The following is a 14,354-nucleotide window of genomic DNA, read 5'->3' on the forward strand; positions in this document are numbered from 1 at the left end:
TGGCCAATCAGGACATGAATCTGACGCTGCGAGCGGGCGAAATCCTCGCCCTGATCGGTCCGAACGGCGCAGGCAAAAGCACGCTGTTCAACCAATTGTCCGGTGTCGACAGACCGACCTCCGGCGACGTCATCTTCATGGGCGAACGCATCAACGGCGTGCCATCACGACGGATCGCCCGCATGGGCATGAGCCGCACCTTCCAGCACGTCAAGTTGCTGCCCGGCATGAGCGCCCTGGAGAACGTCGCCATCGGCGCGCACCTACGTGGCAGCAGCGGCATCCTGGCCAGCACGCTGCATACCGAACGCACTGAAGAAGCCCGTCTGCTGAGCGAAGCACGGCGTCAACTGGAGCGTGTCGGTCTGGGGGACTATCTCTACGAAGAAGCCGGAAGTCTGGCCCTGGGGCAGCAACGTATCCTCGAGATCGCCCGTGCCTTGTGCGCCGACCCTGTCCTGTTGCTGCTCGACGAACCCGCTGCCGGCCTGCGCCTAAAAGAAAAACAGGCCCTCGCCGACCTGCTACGTAAGTTGCGCGACGAAGGCATGGCGATCCTCCTGGTGGAGCACGACATGGACTTCGTCATGGGCCTGGTCGATCGCATTACCGTCATGGAATTCGGCCAGAAGATTGCCGAAGGCCTGCCCGACGCCATCCAAAGTAACCCGGCGGTACTTCAAGCCTACCTCGGCGGAGCGGAGTGAACTCTATGCCCAACTCAGTGAACAAGCCGTTACTGGAAATCAAAGACCTCAGCGTGTGCTACGGCAAGGTCGAGGCGCTGACTCAAGCGAACCTGACGGTTGGTGAAGGCCAGATCGTCACAGTGATCGGCCCCAACGGTGCCGGCAAGACCACTCTGCTCTCGGCGATCATGGGCGTGCTCGGTTCCAAGGGGCAGGTGCGTTTCGACGGCACCCTGGAGGCCGTGCCGGAAGTCGAAATCCTGGTGGGGCGAGGTCTGGGCCTGGTGCCGGAAAAACGCGAACTGTTTTCCAGCATGAGCGTGGAGGACAACCTCAAGCTGGGTGGTTTCATGCGTTACCGCAAGGGTGATCGCTATCAGGATTCAAGCCTGATGGAAATCTACAGCCTGTTTCCACGTCTGCTTGAACGTCGCAAGCAAGCAGCGGCGACGCTGTCGGGTGGAGAACGGCAGATGCTCGCCGTCGGTCGCGCACTGATGGGCAAGCCGAAATTGCTGATGCTCGACGAACCGAGTCTGGGCCTCGCACCACTGGTCACCCGAGAAATTTTCCGCATCATCACTGACCTGCGCCGTCAGGGCGTTTCAATCCTGCTGGTCGAACAGAACGCCCGCGCGGCCTTGCGTGTTGCCGATTATGCCTACGTACTTGAGACAGGGCAGATCGCCATGCAGGGCCCAGCGGCCGAACTGGCCGACGACCCCCGAATGGTCGAGGCCTATCTGGGAGCCGCCAGCAAACATCAGGAAATGCTAGCCAGTTAAGGAACATCCCAATGCTTGTAACCACAACTATTCGAGTGTGCGTCGTTGGCGCTGGCGCCATTGGCTGCACCCTGGCCGCGCGCATTGCCGCCAGCGGCCAGCCAGTCAGCGTCCTGGCCAGGGGAAAAACACTGGAGGCGATCAGCGACGGTGGCATCGTCCTGCATGACCTGGACGGCGAACATCATGTTCAGGTGCACGCCGACCGTGACTGCGCCCGGCTGGGCGAGCAGGACGTGATCTTTCTGTGCACCAAAGCCCAGGCCCTGACCAGTCTGCTGCCGACCCTTAGCCCATTACTGGGACCAGAAACGGTGGTAGTGCCCGTCGTCAACGGCGTGCCGTGGTGGTACTTCCATGGCGAGGCTGGACGTTTCGCCGTGAGACGGGTCTGTTCGGTAGACCCGGATGGCGTGCTCAATGATGCGCTGGATCTGCAACGCATTCTCGGCAGCGTGGTGTTCATCACTGCCGAAACCGAACTGCCTGGCGTCGTCCGCTCCGGCAACCCGCACCTGATGATCCTCGGTGAACCCGACAACAGCTTGAGCGAGCGCCTGGAAAAGGTCCGCGTGCTGCTTGAGTGCGCCGGTATCAACGCCCGCGCCACGGATCGGATTCGCGACTCGCTGTGGACCAAGATCATTGCCAATCTGACTTCAAACCCGCTGTCGGTGGTCACTGGTGCAACCCTGGAACAGATCTACAGCCACCCGGACCTGCGTCAGACCGTGCGCAAGATTCTCGACGAAGCGCTGCTCACCGCCGCGGCCTATGGCGCCAGGGTTGACTATGACCCGCAATCGCTGATGGAGATGGGCGCCGGCAAGGGACCAGTACGTACTTCCATGCTTCAGGACTATGGCCAGGGCCGGCCTCTGGAACTGCTCGCCATCGGCGACGCCGTGATCGAACTGGCCAGCATGCAGGGCCTGAGCATGCCCGTCACCCAGCACATCATTAATCTGGCGCGTTTTCGCGCCGAATCTCTCCTGTCTAGATCGAGGTTTTCATGAACACTGTCGAACTCACTCAGACCGCCCATTACAGCGACGAAGAATGGGCTCTGCGGGTCAAGCTCGCCCACTGCTATCACCTGGTGGATTGGTTCGGCTGGACCGAAGCGATCTTCAACCATATCTCCGCGCGCCTGCCCGGGCCTGCCCATCACTACCTGGTGAACCCGTTCGGCCTGAACTACACCGAGGTCACGCCATGGAACCTGCTCAAAGTCGACCTGCATGGCAAGAAGCTCGAAGCTTCCGACTATGACGGCAACCCGGCCGGTTTCGCTTTGCACAGTGCGGTGCACGGCGCTCGAGATGACATCCAGTGCGTGATCCACACCCACACCATCCCGATCTCGGCGGTCGTGCAGAAAAAAACCGGCTTCACTCATCACGATTTCTATGGTGCGCAACTGTATGGGCGCGTCGGCTATCACACCTTTGAAGGCATTACGCTGTTCGATGATGAAAAGCAACGCATGATCCAGAGCCTCGGTGACAAACACATTCTGGTGCTGCGCAACCACGGCATTGCCGTGGGTGAAAGCAGCATTGAAAAAGCCTTATTTCTGCTCTGGACCGTGCAACGAGCGGCCGAGAACCAATGTGCAGCAGGTGCCTTGGGCGGGGAAGATAATCCGTTGCCCGAAGACATCAGTGCCAAGTGTGCCGACCTCACCGCCATGCTCATCCGTGAGAGCGGTTTTGCTGACAAATTCTTCCAGGCGATGGTGCGCAAGATGACCAGCGAACGCGGCCTGGGCTGGTAAGGACCGCTTCCGTGCCCGATTCGACGATAACTATCGTCATCGGGCACAACGAACCAGCGATTCAATTATCGATAAGGTGGATGTCTCAATTACGGGAAAAGTCTATTATTGCGCGTCGTTTCATAACCAGAGCGCACGATGAGCACCCCGAAAAAACTCCGCAGCCGCTACGACCCCGCCAGTGAGAACTTCACCAAAGAGGAATTCCCGTTCTATTGGTTGGCGATGGCTCACGGCCGCTATACCCAAAGCATGGAAAAGGCCCTCAAGAAGCTCGACCTCGACATTCCGCGCTGGCGCGTCCTGTTTATCCTCAAGGAAAACGGTGAGTCGAGTATCTCCGAGATCTCCACTCACGCCATCGCCAAACTGTCGACGGTGACCAAAATCGTCTACCGCATGAAAGATGACGGCCTTATCGACACGTCTCCCAGCACCGAAGACGGCCGAGTGACTCAAGTCCGCATTACGGCGGCCGGCCGCGCGGCCATCGAACGTATTCAGGATGGTACCCGGGATCTTTTCAAACGAAGTTTCAACGGGCTGACCGACGCCCAGATCCAACGCCTCAACCGTCTGCTGGAAACGGTGTTCAACAATCTAGAGGACAATTGAGAGTGCTGACAGATTTCATTGTTTAGGGCGTAGTGGGCAGGGATGGCCTGAAATTCTCGGCATGACCCCGCCACCCAAAAATGACGGCAAGGCCGAGAAGTGACCCGGGGCTAACCATCCATCGCCAGATCACTTGGATGATGAGCCATCGCAAAACCTCCATAGGCGAGCATTGCGGTATCCCAATTCACATCCAAATGGGACGCCATCACCCGAAGATCACACCTGTGCCGCTGCACCGGGCTCGCATCAAAAATCACTGCGGCCCCCATTTGCTCCACCAGCCGTTGAACGGCCTGAACACACAAACGAACCAGGTACGCACGATCTCGCTTAAGGGTGACCAACTCTTGCGCCGACAGTGACCGGTCTGCCACGCCAGCGCTATGCAGTAAAAAGGCAATCGCCTACTGTAAAGGTGCCTGACACAACTCAGTTGCGCCGCACTTTCCGCGACCCGCTCCAGCAGTATCGGATGGGTCTTTGCGGCTGCGCCCTCCTTCGTGCCCGCACGATTTTGCAGCGCTGCGACGCACTCATCAAAGGCGCCCTCCGCACAGCCAAGCACCGGGCCGATATGCAGGCTGTCCAGATACGAAATGAACTCCACACCAAACAGGCAGCCGTCAGGATTGTGCCTGACACCAACCGGCGCTGGCCCGAAACACTGGGATTGCGAGGTCACCCAAGCATCTGCCACAAAGACATCATCAAGCCGAAGGTCTTTTGACCCGGTGCCGCACATTCCAGCGACATGCCAGACATCGTCGACCCGAACCTCACCGACTTTGAGTGTGAACATCAGCACAGGGTCGAGCGAAGTCTCTCGAGGGGACTTGCTGGAAATCAAGTCTATTTTTATTTGATTATTTGCTCTATGGCACAATATTTGCGTTTTTCTAGACGGACAAAACAGATAAATATCGGTGTTATCCAAGATCGAATGTCCGTAAACGTGTTCCACACAGTCATTACAGGACACATTCCCAAACAACCGTGGCATCCATAAAAGGTTGGTTTGAAATTGATAAAAAACAGCCCCCCGCTTAATCATCAGCGCCCTTTGCGGGCTCTGCCTACTCAGCTCACTCGCCAGTGCGGAAGAACGCACCCTGCGTGTCTACAACTGGTTCGACTACATCACCCCCAAGGCCCTGAAAGACTTCAAGGCCGAGAACAGCCAGGTCAAGCTGGTCTACGACATCTTCGACACCAACGAGGCGCTGGAGGCCAAGCTGCTGACCGGCAACTCCGGCTACGACCTGGTGGTGCCGTCCAACGTGTTCCTCGCCAAGCAGATCGAAGCCGGCGTGTTCCAGCCGCTGGACCGCAGCAAGCTGGCGAACTGGAACCACCTCGATCCCAAGCTGATGAAGCTGATCGAGGCCAATGACCCCGGCAACAAATTCGCCGTGCCGTACATGTACGGCACCATCCTGATCGGCTTCAACCCGGACAAGGTCAAGGCTGCGCTGGGTGCCAACGCGCCGGTCGACAGCTGGGACCTGATCTTCAAGGAAGAAAACATCAGCAAGCTCAAGCAGTGCGGCGTTGCCCTGCTCGACTCGCCGTCGGAGATCCTGCCGCTGGCCCTGCAACACCTCGGCCTGGACCCGAACAGCAAGAATCCGGCGGACTACGACAAGGCTGAAGCACTGTTGATGAAGATCCGTCCGTACATCACTTACTTCCACTCGTCCAAGTACATGGCCGACATCGCCAACGGTGACATCTGTGTCGCAGTCGGTTATTCCGGCAGCTTCTCCCAGGCTGCCAACCGCGCCAAGGAAGCCAAGAACGGTGTCGTCGTTGATATGCGCCTGCCGAAAGAAGGCGCGCCGATCTGGTTCGACATGCTCGCGATCCCCAAGGGCGCGAAAAATCCGCAAGACGCCTACACCTTCATCAACTACCTGCTGCAACCGCAGGTGATTGCACCGGTCAGTGATTTCGTTGGCTACCCGAACCCGAACAAGGACGCCACGGATCTGGTCGATCCGGCGATCCGCAACAACCCGAACCTGTATCCGACCGAGTCGGCGATGAGCACGCTCTACACCCTGCAACCGCTGCCGCGTGATGCCGAACGTGCGCGGACCGGGCCTGGACCAAGATCAAGTCCGGGACCTGATAGCCAACCTCGCTGCGCTGAAGACCCGGCCTGCTGCTTAATGCCGGTCAGCTAAGCGAAAACGCTATCTGTAGCAGCTGGCGCAGCCTGCGTTCGGTTCGGGCCGCGTTCGGACGCAGCCGTCGTGAAATCAGGGCACGCGGTGCTTCAGGAAGATCGCGCGCTCAGGTTTGACGACGGCTGCGTCCGAACGCGGCCCGAACCGAACGCAGGCTTCGCCAGCCGCTACACCAGGTGTGTTTCATCCCAGTGGTACTAATTGAACCAGGCGGAACGCAAGCGCCTCAGCGCCGATTCGATGTCAGCCTCTGGCACGGCGGCGAATCCCAGAACCAGCCCGGCGCGCTGATCCGGCGGCCTGGTTGAATCCGGTAGCCAGTAGCTGCTCAACCCGTTGATTTCAACTTCGACGCTGGCGGCTTTTTCGATGAGTTGCTGTTCGCGCGCCACGTTCTCGACCGGGACCGTCAAATGCAGTCCGGCCGCCACACTGGGCAGGCTGCCCACACCGGGAATATCCGTCGGCCAACCGGCCATCAGTGTATTGCGGCGACTCAAGGCTGCCCGGCGCATGCGCCGGATATGTCGCTGAAAATGCCCGCCCGCCATGAACTCGGCCATCACCGCTTGAGTGCTGACCTCCGAGTGCCGCACATCCACGGCACGCCTTTGAGAGAACGCATCCACCAGCCCTGGCGGCAACACCAGATAGCCCAAACGCAACGCCGGGAACGCCACTTTGCCGAACGTGCCGACGTACAACACGCGCCCCTGGCGATCCAGCGCTGCCAATGGCGCCAGCGGAGCGCCGCTGTAGCGGTACTCACCGTCGTAGTCGTCTTCTACGATCCAGCCGTTGGTGCGTTCGGCCCATGCCAATAATTCCAGGCGCCGCGCCAGGCTCATGATCACTCCGGTCGGGTATTGATGGGATGGAGTGACATAGGTCAGTCGGCAATCACTCAACCCCGCCAGTTCCGAGCAGTTGATGCCTTCGCTGTCCACCGACACACCGTGCAATCGGCCGCCGGCCACGGCAAAGGCGTGACCAGCCGCTCGATACCCCGGATTCTCGATTGCCACGCCGTCGCCCGGCTCTACCAGCAGCTGTGCACAAAGGCTAATTCCTTGCTGTGCGCCACTGGTGATCACAATTTGCTCAGCCGTGCACTGCATGCCCCGGAACTGCGCAGGTACGCGGCAACCATCCCGCGCAAACGCGCATCGCCCGCCGGGTCGCCGTAGCACAGCTGCTGTAAATCCGGTTTGCGCCAGAAAGCCGCATTCAGCTTGGCCCACACCTCGAACGGAAACAGATCGAATGCCGGTACCCCCACCCGAAAAGCCTTGGGAGGGCCACTCGGCGGCATGGCCAAATGGTTCTTTTCAACCCGCTCCAGCGCACCATTGTGGATAACTTTACTGGATGAAATCACAGGTAAATCCAGCCAATTTGTGGATAAGGCTGTGGATAACCCTGTTGAAAACCCTGTGGATAGTTTTGTGGATAGTTTTTTTGCCGGTAACGCGGCTTGAGGCAATTGCGCGACATAAGTCCCATCACCCACCCGCCCTTCGATAAACCCTTCGGCATAGAGCTGATCGTAGGCGCGGACCACACTATTACGGGAAATCGATAACGCAGCCGCGAGATCACGACTGGCCGGCAACCGTGTGCCGCTGGCCAGTCGCCCGTCGAGCACCCGAACCCGCAAAGCCTGATAGAGCTGACGACTCAACCCCTGGCGGCGATCGAGTTCGATGCCGGCCGGGTTGAAGGACAAGGACAGTGGTTCGCTGGTCATCGCCTGCACCTGAAGAATGGACCTATGAAATTTGTCAGTAATGGCTCTTACAACAGACCAATAGCCTGCCTAGGATGCAGACATTCGCCAAGGGAAATTTCCATGTACACGCCAAGCGCTTTTGCCATCGACGATTTGCATGAACTGCATCAGCAGATACTCGCCACCCGCCTCGCCGTGCTGGTGACCCATGGCGAACAAGGCCTGCAAGCCAGTCATATCCCGCTGCTGCTGGACGCCGAGCAAGGCCCCAATGGCACCCTTTACGGGCACCTGGCCAAGGCCAATCCACAATGGCAGGAACTGCAAAACGGTGCCGAGGCGCTGGTAATCTTTGCCGGTGCCGACGCTTACGTCAGCCCGGGTTTTACCCGAGCAAAGCCGAGCACGGCAAAGTCGTGCCGACCTGGAACTACGTAGCGGTGCACGCTTACGGCAAGGCTGAAGTGTTCAGTGATGCCCATCGCCTGCGCAATCTGGTGAGTGCCCTGACTGACCGCCACGAAGCGAGCCGCGCCAAGCCATGGAAAGTCAACGACGCTCCCGCCGACTACATCGACGGCATGCTCAAGGCGATCGTCGGTTTCGCCTTGCCGATCCAGCGTCTGGAAGGCAAACGCAAACTGAGCCAGAACCGCAATGCCGCCGACATCGCCGGTGTGCGCGAAGGGTTGGCTGCCAGCCCCGACATGCAGGACCAGGCCCTCGCCCATTTGATGCGTTAAGGAATGAACATGAGTCAGATCCAGATTCGCCAGGTCAGCGCCGACGACCACGCCGCGTGGTGGCCGTTGTGGCAGGCCTACTTGAGCTTCTACAACAGCGAATTGCCCGAGGCCGTCAGCCAAAGCACCTGGCAGCGCATGCTGGACCCAAGCGAAACCACCCACTCGGCCCTGGCCTGGGCCGATGGCAAAGCCGTGGGGATGGTGAATTTCATCTACCATCGCTCGAACTGGAGCATCGAAAATTCCTGCTACCTGCAAGACTTGCTGGTCGTCCCCGAAACCCGAGGCACCGGCGTCGGTCGGCAGTTGATCGAATTCGTCTACGCCACCGCCAAGGCGGACGGTTGCTGCAAGGTTCACTGGTTGACCCACGAAACCAACGCCACCGCGATCCAGCTCTACGAGCGCATCGCCGAGCGCCCCGGCCTCATCCAGTTTCGCAAAGCCCTTTAAGGTTCAAGGAGAACAACAATGACAACTTCACTCGCGGACTGGAAAGGCGTCCCGGCCCCCTCGGCGCAACTGATCGAAGGGCGCTTCATTCGCCTGGAAAAACTCGACCCGGCGCGCCACGCAGATGGCTTGTTCAAAGCCCTGCAAGGCCCCGGCGCTGATCCAAAACTCTGGGATTACTTGCCTTACGGTCCTTTCCCGGAGCGCAGTGTTTTCAATGATTGGCTGAACAACCATGCAGCCAACAGCGACCCGTATTTCTTCGCGGTGATCGACCGTACCAGCGGTGAGGTGCAAGGCATGCTCAGCCTGATGTCGATTGTTCCGGCCCAGGGTCGGATCGAAATCGGCCACGTGACGTTCGGCGCACCGATGCAGCGTTCGCCGAAAAGTACCGAGGCGGTTTACCTGCTGGCCAAAGAATCGTTCGCCATGGGGTACCGGCGTCTGGAGTGGAAGTGCAACAACGGCAACGCCCGCTCCAAGTATGCGGCCGAGCGTTTGGGCTTCAGCTTTGAAGGCGTGTTCCGCCAGCACATGGTCGTGAAGGGACAGAACCGCGATACCGCGTGGTACTCGATTCTGGATTCGGAATGGCCGGTGGTTGGGGCTGGGTTTGAGCGGTGGCTTTCGGATGAAAACCAGACGGAATCCGGGCAGGTGAAAACCTTGGCGGAGTGCCGCACCTAAAAGCAGCAAAAGCAAAAGATCGCAGCCTTCGGCAGCTCCTACAGAGTGATGTGTACACCCGTAGGAGCTGCCGAAGGCTGCGATCTTTTGATCTTTCTTTTAAGCCAGTTTCTGGGCAAGCACCGCAATATGCTCCGGCCCAATCCCGCAGCACCCGCCCAAATGACTGGCCCCACGCTTCTGCCAATCGGCGGCCCAGTGTAGATAACCCGGTGGGTCCAGATCCTCGCGCAACGGGTCGAGCCCGTCGTTGGCCGTCGCCTCTTTCGGTTGCGGCGGGAAGGCATTGGCGTACGCGCCGATATGAATATTCACCCCCAAGCGCTCGAACGTTTGCCGCGCCACATCTATCGCCGCGCCGATCACTTCCGGCTGGCTGCAGTTGAACAGCAACGTCTCGACGCCCAGCTCAGCCGCCACTGCCGCCGCCTCGGCCACCGGCTCACCGGAACGCAAACGCGGCACCTCGTCGGTGTCTTCATCCTTCAAGGTAAACGACAGCCAGAACGGCTTGCCGTCCTTTGGCAGACCGGCGTGGATCGCCCGCGCCTCGACGATTGAGCTCTGGGTTTCCGCCAGCCACAAGTCAACGTGCGGCGCGAGTCCCTTCACCAGTGGCGTCAGCAATTCAGTGACACGATCAGCGTTGAACAAGTCAGGACGGTAAGAACCAAAAAGCGGCGGCAATGACCCGGCCACGCGTACCGGTTTGCCAGCCGCCTCGACTGCACGCCGCGCCAACTCACCGGCCAATGCCGCGAGAGCCTGACCTTCAGCGGCAAAACGCTCTTCGCCAATATGGAACGGCACCACCGCGTAGCTGTTGCTGGTGATGACGTTCGCACCGCTCTCGATGTAAGCCGCGTGCACCGCCTCTACCGCTTGCGGTGCTTCGCTCAAGGCCAGTGCCGACCATTCGGGCTGGCGGAACGGCGCACCTGCGCGCTGCAGCTCTCGGCCCATGCCGCCATCCAAAATCACTGTGCTTGCTGCGCTCATATGCTTTTCACTCATATGCTTATGAAAATAACTCACTACCAGAGTAGTTCTTATAACTATTTAATACGCACCATTCGGTTAATAACAACCATTTTTTATCAGGGATCGACTGTGAAATTCCAACCGCTACTGGCCCTGGGCCTGACGATTCTGGCTGCCTCCACCCAAGCCTTCGGCGGCGCCACGCTCGATCGCGTCGAGCAAAAGAAAGAACTGGTGGGCGTGTTGATGGAGAGTTATCCACCATTCTCGTTCCTCAATGACCAGAACCAGCTCGACGGTTTCGACGTCGATGTGGCGAAAGCCGTGGCTGAGAAACTCGGGGTGAAACTGCGCCTCGAAACGCCGTCCTGGGACGTGATTGCCGCCGGTCGCTGGAGCGGTCGCTACGACATTTGCATCTGCTCCATGACCCCGAGCAAGGCCCGCGCCGAAGTCTTCGACTTCCCGGTGGAGTACTACGCTTCGCCGGCGGTGATCGTGGTCAACGCCAAGGATGATCGCATTCACAACGCCAAGGACCTGAGCGGCAAGAAAGTCGGACTCACCAGCGCTTCCAGCTACGAAAGCTACCTGAACAAAAACCTGGTGATCGAAGGCGCCGAAGACACGAAATTGCAGTACCCGTTCGAGGACGTGCAGATCGCCCCGTATGACACCGACAATGTCGCCTTCCAGGACCTGGGCCTGGGTGCCGGTGTTCGACTGGACGCGATCCTCACCAACCTGGTGACCGCGCAACCGCGCCTGAACGAAGACCAGCGCTTCAAACTGGCCGGCGACCCGCTCTACTCGGAGCCAAACTCGGTGGCTATCGAAAAGGGCGACGCGCAGTGGGACGACAAAGTGCGGGCAGTCTTCGCCCAGCTGAAACAGGACGGCACGCTGAGCAAGCTCTCGCAAAAATGGATCGGCGCCGATATCAGCCAATGACTTCTTTCCCGACACCTCCCCAGCCACCGCAACCGGTGGCTGAGTCGCGGCTGCAACGGCTCTTCGGTTTCCGCACGCGTCTGTACCTGACCTGGGCGGCGATGCTCGGCTTGTTCGCCAGTTTCTTCCTGAGCTTCGACCTGAAGTTCTCGATCATCCTCGACAAACTTCCGAACCTCGTCGGCCTGCACCTGGCGCCCAACGGCTTTCTGCAAGGCGCGGCGCTGACGTTGTTTCTGTGCCTGTGCTCGATCGTCGCCTCGTCACTGCTGGGGTTCATCACCGCCCTGGCGCGGCTGTCGAAAAGCGCCGTGGCGTTCGGGGTTGCGAGTTTCTATGCCTCGTTCTTTCGCGGCACGCCGCTGCTGATCCAGATCCTGTTGATCTACCTCGGCCTGCCGCAGCTGGGCGTCGTGCCGGGCGCCATCGCGGCCGGGGTCATCGCCCTGTCGCTGAACTACGGCGCCTACCTGAGCGAAATCTTCCGCGCCGGCATCCTCGGCGTCCCCCACGGCCAACGGGAAGCGTCACTGGCGCTGGGCATGCGCGAAACCGTGATCTTCTGGCGCGTCACCCTGCCCCAAGCCATGCGCACCATCATCCCGCCGACCACCAACCAATTCATCTCCATGCTCAAGGACTCGTCGCTGATCTCGGTGATGGGGGTTTGGGAAGTGATGTTTCTGGCGCAGTCGTATGGGCGGTCGAGCTATCGCTACATCGAGATGCTAACGACCGCAGCGGTGATTTATTGGGTGATGTCGATTGGATTGGAGCTGGTTCAGGCAAGGATGGAGCGGCACTACGGGAAGGCGTATTTGCATAACCGATAACCCCCTTTATTCGTGGTGACTTGGTAACAGTGACTCGGCTAAAAACACGCAAAAAAGGGGAGCACATGCCCCCCGAGGTTTAAAGCGCTGTATCGAGGCCGTTATCTCAGCCTTCGATCTCAATCAGGATTTCGCCCGGATTTACCCGGTCGCCCTTGGCCACGTGGATGGCGATGACCTTGCCGGCGATGGCCGCCTGGACTTCGGTTTCCATCTTCATTGCTTCGGTGATCAGCACGGCTTGCCCGGCTTTCACGGTGTCGCCTTCCTTAACGAGCACATCGACGATGTTGCCCGGCATGGTGGTGCTGACGTGACCCGGTGCCGTGGCTTGCTTGCGCTTACTGCTGCCGCCGCTGACGAATTCGTTAAGCGGTTCGAACACCACTTCTTCCGGCATGCCGTCGATGGTCAGGTAGAAGTGACGCTTGCCTTCAGCCTTGACGCCGACACCGGTGATGTCGACGCGGTAGGTTTCGCCGTGGACGTCGATGACGAACTCGGTCGGTACGCCTTCGCCGCCGACCGAGGCCACGCTGCCGGTTTCAGGAATCGGCAACAGTACTTCCGGGGTCAAGGTGCCGGCGTTGCGTTCTTCGAGAAACTTGCGACCGATGTCCGGGAACATGGCGTAGGTCAGCACGTCTTCTTCAGACTTGGCGACAGCACCGATTTCGGCACGCAGCTTGGTCATTTCCGGCTTGAGCAGGTCGGCCGGACGAACGTCGATCACCTCTTCGCTGCCGATGGCCTGGCGACGCAGTTTCTCGTTCACCGTGCCCGGCGCTTTGCCGTAGCCGCCTTGCAGGTAAAGTTTCACTTCGTTGGTGATGGTTTTATAGCGCTCGCCGGCCAGCACATTGAAGAACGCCTGGGTGCCGACAATCTGCGAGGTCGGGGTCACCAGCGGCGGGAAGCCGAGGTCTTCACGAACCCGCGGGATTTCCGCCAGCACTTCGCTCATGCGGTTCAGCGCGCCCTGCTCTTTCAACTGGTTTGCGAGGTTGGAAATCATCCCGCCCGGCACCTGGTTGACTTGAACACGGGTATCGACAGCGGTGAACTCACTTTCGAACTGGTGGTACTTCTTGCGTACGGCGTAGAAGTACAAGCCGATCTCTTGCAGCAGTTCCAGGTTCAAACCGGTGTCGAACTCGCTGCCTTTAAGGGCGGCGACCATCGATTCGGTGCCCGGGTGGCTGGTGCCCCAGGCGAAGCTGGAGATCGCGGTGTCGATGTGATCGGCACCGTTTTCGATGGCCTTGAGTTGGCACATCGCGGCCAGACCCGCAGTATCGTGGGAGTGGATGAACACCGGCAACGATTGCTCGCTTTTCAGTGCCTTGACCAGTTCGCCAGTGGCGTAAGGGGTCAGCAGGCCGGCCATGTCCTTGATCGCCACCGAGTCGCAACCCATGGCCTCCATTTGCTTGGCTTGCGCCACGAACGCCCCAATGGTGTGCACCGGGCTGGTGGTGTAAGCGATGGTGCCCTGGGCATGTTTGCCGGCGGCTTTCACCGCTTCGATGGCCACGCGCAGGTTACGCACGTCGTTCATCGCGTCGAAAATGCGGAACACGTCGATGCCGTTGACCGCTGCTTTAGCGACGAAGGCTTTGACCACGTCGTCGCTGTAATGGCGGTAACCCAGCAGGTTCTGGCCACGCAGGAGCATTTGCAAGCGCGTGTTAGGCAACGCCGCGCGCAGTTGGCGCAGGCGCTCCCACGGGTCTTCTTTAAGGAAGCGTACGCAGGCGTCGAAGGTCGCGCCGCCCCAGCACTCCAGCGACCAGTAGCCGACTTTGTCGAGCTTGTCGCAGATCGGCAGCATGTCTTCGGTGCGCATGCGGGTGGCGAGCAGCGATTGGTGGGCGTCGCGCAGGATGGTGTCGGTTACGAAGATTTTTTTACTCATT

The 14,354-nt window shown here is 59.5% G+C and carries 13 protein-coding genes and 3 pseudogenes; 11 read left to right on the forward strand and 5 right to left on the reverse strand.

All coding sequences use genetic code 11. The annotated features are described in order from the left end of the window. Positions 1–14 precede the first annotated feature (14 nt). The 5 genes from JFV26_RS33915 to JFV26_RS30085 all read left to right on the forward strand — a co-directional run bounded on the left by JFV26_RS33915 (position 15) and on the right by JFV26_RS30085 (position 3,866). The gene (locus tag JFV26_RS33915; protein WP_242487950.1) at positions 15–707 is read left to right on the forward strand and encodes an ABC transporter ATP-binding protein; all 693 of its coding nucleotides are present in this window, start codon (positions 15–17) and stop codon (positions 705–707) included. Positions 708–712: 5 nt separating this feature from the next. Then, positions 713–1,474: an ABC transporter ATP-binding protein gene (locus JFV26_RS30070; protein ID WP_201197275.1), complete on the forward strand. Its 762-nt coding sequence runs from the start codon at positions 713–715 to the stop codon at positions 1,472–1,474. 11 nt (positions 1,475–1,485) lie between these two features. Next, positions 1,486–2,490, forward strand: coding sequence for a ketopantoate reductase family protein (locus tag JFV26_RS30075; protein ID WP_201197276.1), 1,005 nt, complete (start codon positions 1,486–1,488; stop codon positions 2,488–2,490). After that, entirely contained in the window at positions 2,487–3,251 is a 765-nt protein-coding gene (locus JFV26_RS30080) for a class II aldolase/adducin family protein (RefSeq protein ID WP_201197277.1), read from the forward strand. The genes JFV26_RS30075 and JFV26_RS30080 overlap by 4 nt, the downstream gene beginning before the upstream one ends. A 138-nt stretch (positions 3,252–3,389) precedes the next feature. After that, entirely contained in the window at positions 3,390–3,866 is a 477-nt protein-coding gene (locus JFV26_RS30085) for a MarR family winged helix-turn-helix transcriptional regulator (protein WP_201197278.1), read from the forward strand. A gap of 110 nt (positions 3,867–3,976) precedes the next feature. Here JFV26_RS30085 and JFV26_RS35080 read toward each other — a convergent pair whose 3' ends face one another. Further along, complete coding sequence (locus tag JFV26_RS35080; protein WP_201197279.1) at positions 3,977–4,213, reverse strand: hypothetical protein; 237 nt, start codon at positions 4,211–4,213, stop codon at positions 3,977–3,979. Then, positions 4,123–4,803: a hypothetical protein gene (locus tag JFV26_RS30095; protein WP_201197280.1), complete on the reverse strand. Its 681-nt coding sequence runs from the start codon at positions 4,801–4,803 to the stop codon at positions 4,123–4,125. Before JFV26_RS30095 ends, JFV26_RS35080 begins: the two co-directional genes overlap by 91 nt. Positions 4,804–4,915: 112 nt before the next feature. Between JFV26_RS30095 and JFV26_RS30100 the strand changes: the two are divergent. Next, a pseudogene (locus tag JFV26_RS30100) lies at positions 4,916–5,997 on the forward strand (polyamine ABC transporter substrate-binding protein). Between the two features lie 255 nt (positions 5,998–6,252). Here the strand turns inward: JFV26_RS30100 and pdxR are convergent. Next, positions 6,253–7,802, reverse strand: a pseudogene (gene pdxR, locus JFV26_RS30105) (MocR-like pyridoxine biosynthesis transcription factor PdxR). A 102-nt stretch (positions 7,803–7,904) separates the two neighbouring features. On the opposite strand from pdxR, the pseudogene JFV26_RS30110 reads away from it, so the two are divergent. The 3 genes and pseudogenes from JFV26_RS30110 (at position 7,905) to JFV26_RS30120 (ending at position 9,673) form a co-directional block, all read left to right on the forward strand. After that, positions 7,905–8,527: pseudogene (locus JFV26_RS30110) on the forward strand (FMN-binding negative transcriptional regulator). A gap of 9 nt (positions 8,528–8,536) precedes the next feature. Further along, the gene (locus tag JFV26_RS30115) at positions 8,537–8,983 is read left to right on the forward strand and encodes a GNAT family N-acetyltransferase (RefSeq protein WP_201190602.1); all 447 of its coding nucleotides are present in this window, start codon (positions 8,537–8,539) and stop codon (positions 8,981–8,983) included. An 18-nt stretch (positions 8,984–9,001) separates the two neighbouring features. Next, entirely contained in the window at positions 9,002–9,673 is a 672-nt protein-coding gene (locus tag JFV26_RS30120) for a GNAT family N-acetyltransferase (RefSeq protein WP_201190604.1), read from the forward strand. A gap of 99 nt (positions 9,674–9,772) precedes the next feature. Here the strand turns inward: JFV26_RS30120 and JFV26_RS30125 are convergent, their stop codons facing one another. Continuing rightward, complete coding sequence (locus JFV26_RS30125) at positions 9,773–10,672, reverse strand: homocysteine S-methyltransferase family protein (RefSeq protein WP_201190606.1); 900 nt, start codon at positions 10,670–10,672, stop codon at positions 9,773–9,775. Between the two features lie 111 nt (positions 10,673–10,783). Here JFV26_RS30125 and JFV26_RS30130 point away from each other — a divergent pair, with 111 nt between their 5' ends. Next, a complete protein-coding gene (locus tag JFV26_RS30130; protein WP_201190608.1) occupies positions 10,784–11,605 on the forward strand; it encodes a transporter substrate-binding domain-containing protein in 822 nt (273 codons plus the stop codon). Continuing rightward, positions 11,602–12,438, forward strand: a complete 837-nt coding sequence (locus JFV26_RS30135) for an amino acid ABC transporter permease (protein WP_201190609.1) — start codon at positions 11,602–11,604, stop codon at positions 12,436–12,438. The genes JFV26_RS30130 and JFV26_RS30135 overlap by 4 nt, the downstream gene beginning before the upstream one ends. 106 nt (positions 12,439–12,544) lie before the next feature. On the opposite strand, the gene oadA is transcribed toward JFV26_RS30135, so the two are convergent. Next, positions 12,545–14,353: a sodium-extruding oxaloacetate decarboxylase subunit alpha gene (gene oadA, locus JFV26_RS30140; RefSeq protein WP_201190616.1), complete on the reverse strand. Its 1,809-nt coding sequence runs from the start codon at positions 14,351–14,353 to the stop codon at positions 12,545–12,547. Between the last annotated feature and the right edge of the window lies 1 nt (position 14,354).

It is taken from the genome of Pseudomonas sp. TH31, from assembly GCF_016650815.1.
GTDB lineage: Bacteria > Pseudomonadota > Gammaproteobacteria > Pseudomonadales > Pseudomonadaceae > Aquipseudomonas.

Coding starts and splice junctions, on each gene's coding strand:
- JFV26_RS30085 (WP_201197278.1), top strand. CDS start 3,390: ATGAGCACCCCGAAAAAACTCCGCAGCCGCTACGACCCCGCCAGTGAG.
- JFV26_RS30070 (WP_201197275.1), top strand. CDS start 713: ATGCCCAACTCAGTGAACAAGCCGTTACTGGAAATCAAAGACCTCAGC.
- JFV26_RS30135 (WP_201190609.1), top strand. CDS start 11,602: ATGACTTCTTTCCCGACACCTCCCCAGCCACCGCAACCGGTGGCTGAG.
- oadA (WP_201190616.1), bottom strand. CDS start 14,353: ATGAGTAAAAAAATCTTCGTAACCGACACCATCCTGCGCGACGCCCAC.
- JFV26_RS30120 (WP_201190604.1), top strand. CDS start 9,002: ATGACAACTTCACTCGCGGACTGGAAAGGCGTCCCGGCCCCCTCGGCG.
- JFV26_RS30125 (WP_201190606.1), bottom strand. CDS start 10,672: ATGAGCGCAGCAAGCACAGTGATTTTGGATGGCGGCATGGGCCGAGAG.
- JFV26_RS30115 (WP_201190602.1), top strand. CDS start 8,537: ATGAGTCAGATCCAGATTCGCCAGGTCAGCGCCGACGACCACGCCGCG.
- JFV26_RS30075 (WP_201197276.1), top strand. CDS start 1,486: ATGCTTGTAACCACAACTATTCGAGTGTGCGTCGTTGGCGCTGGCGCC.
- JFV26_RS30080 (WP_201197277.1), top strand. CDS start 2,487: ATGAACACTGTCGAACTCACTCAGACCGCCCATTACAGCGACGAAGAA.
- JFV26_RS33915 (WP_242487950.1), top strand. CDS start 15: ATGAATCTGACGCTGCGAGCGGGCGAAATCCTCGCCCTGATCGGTCCG.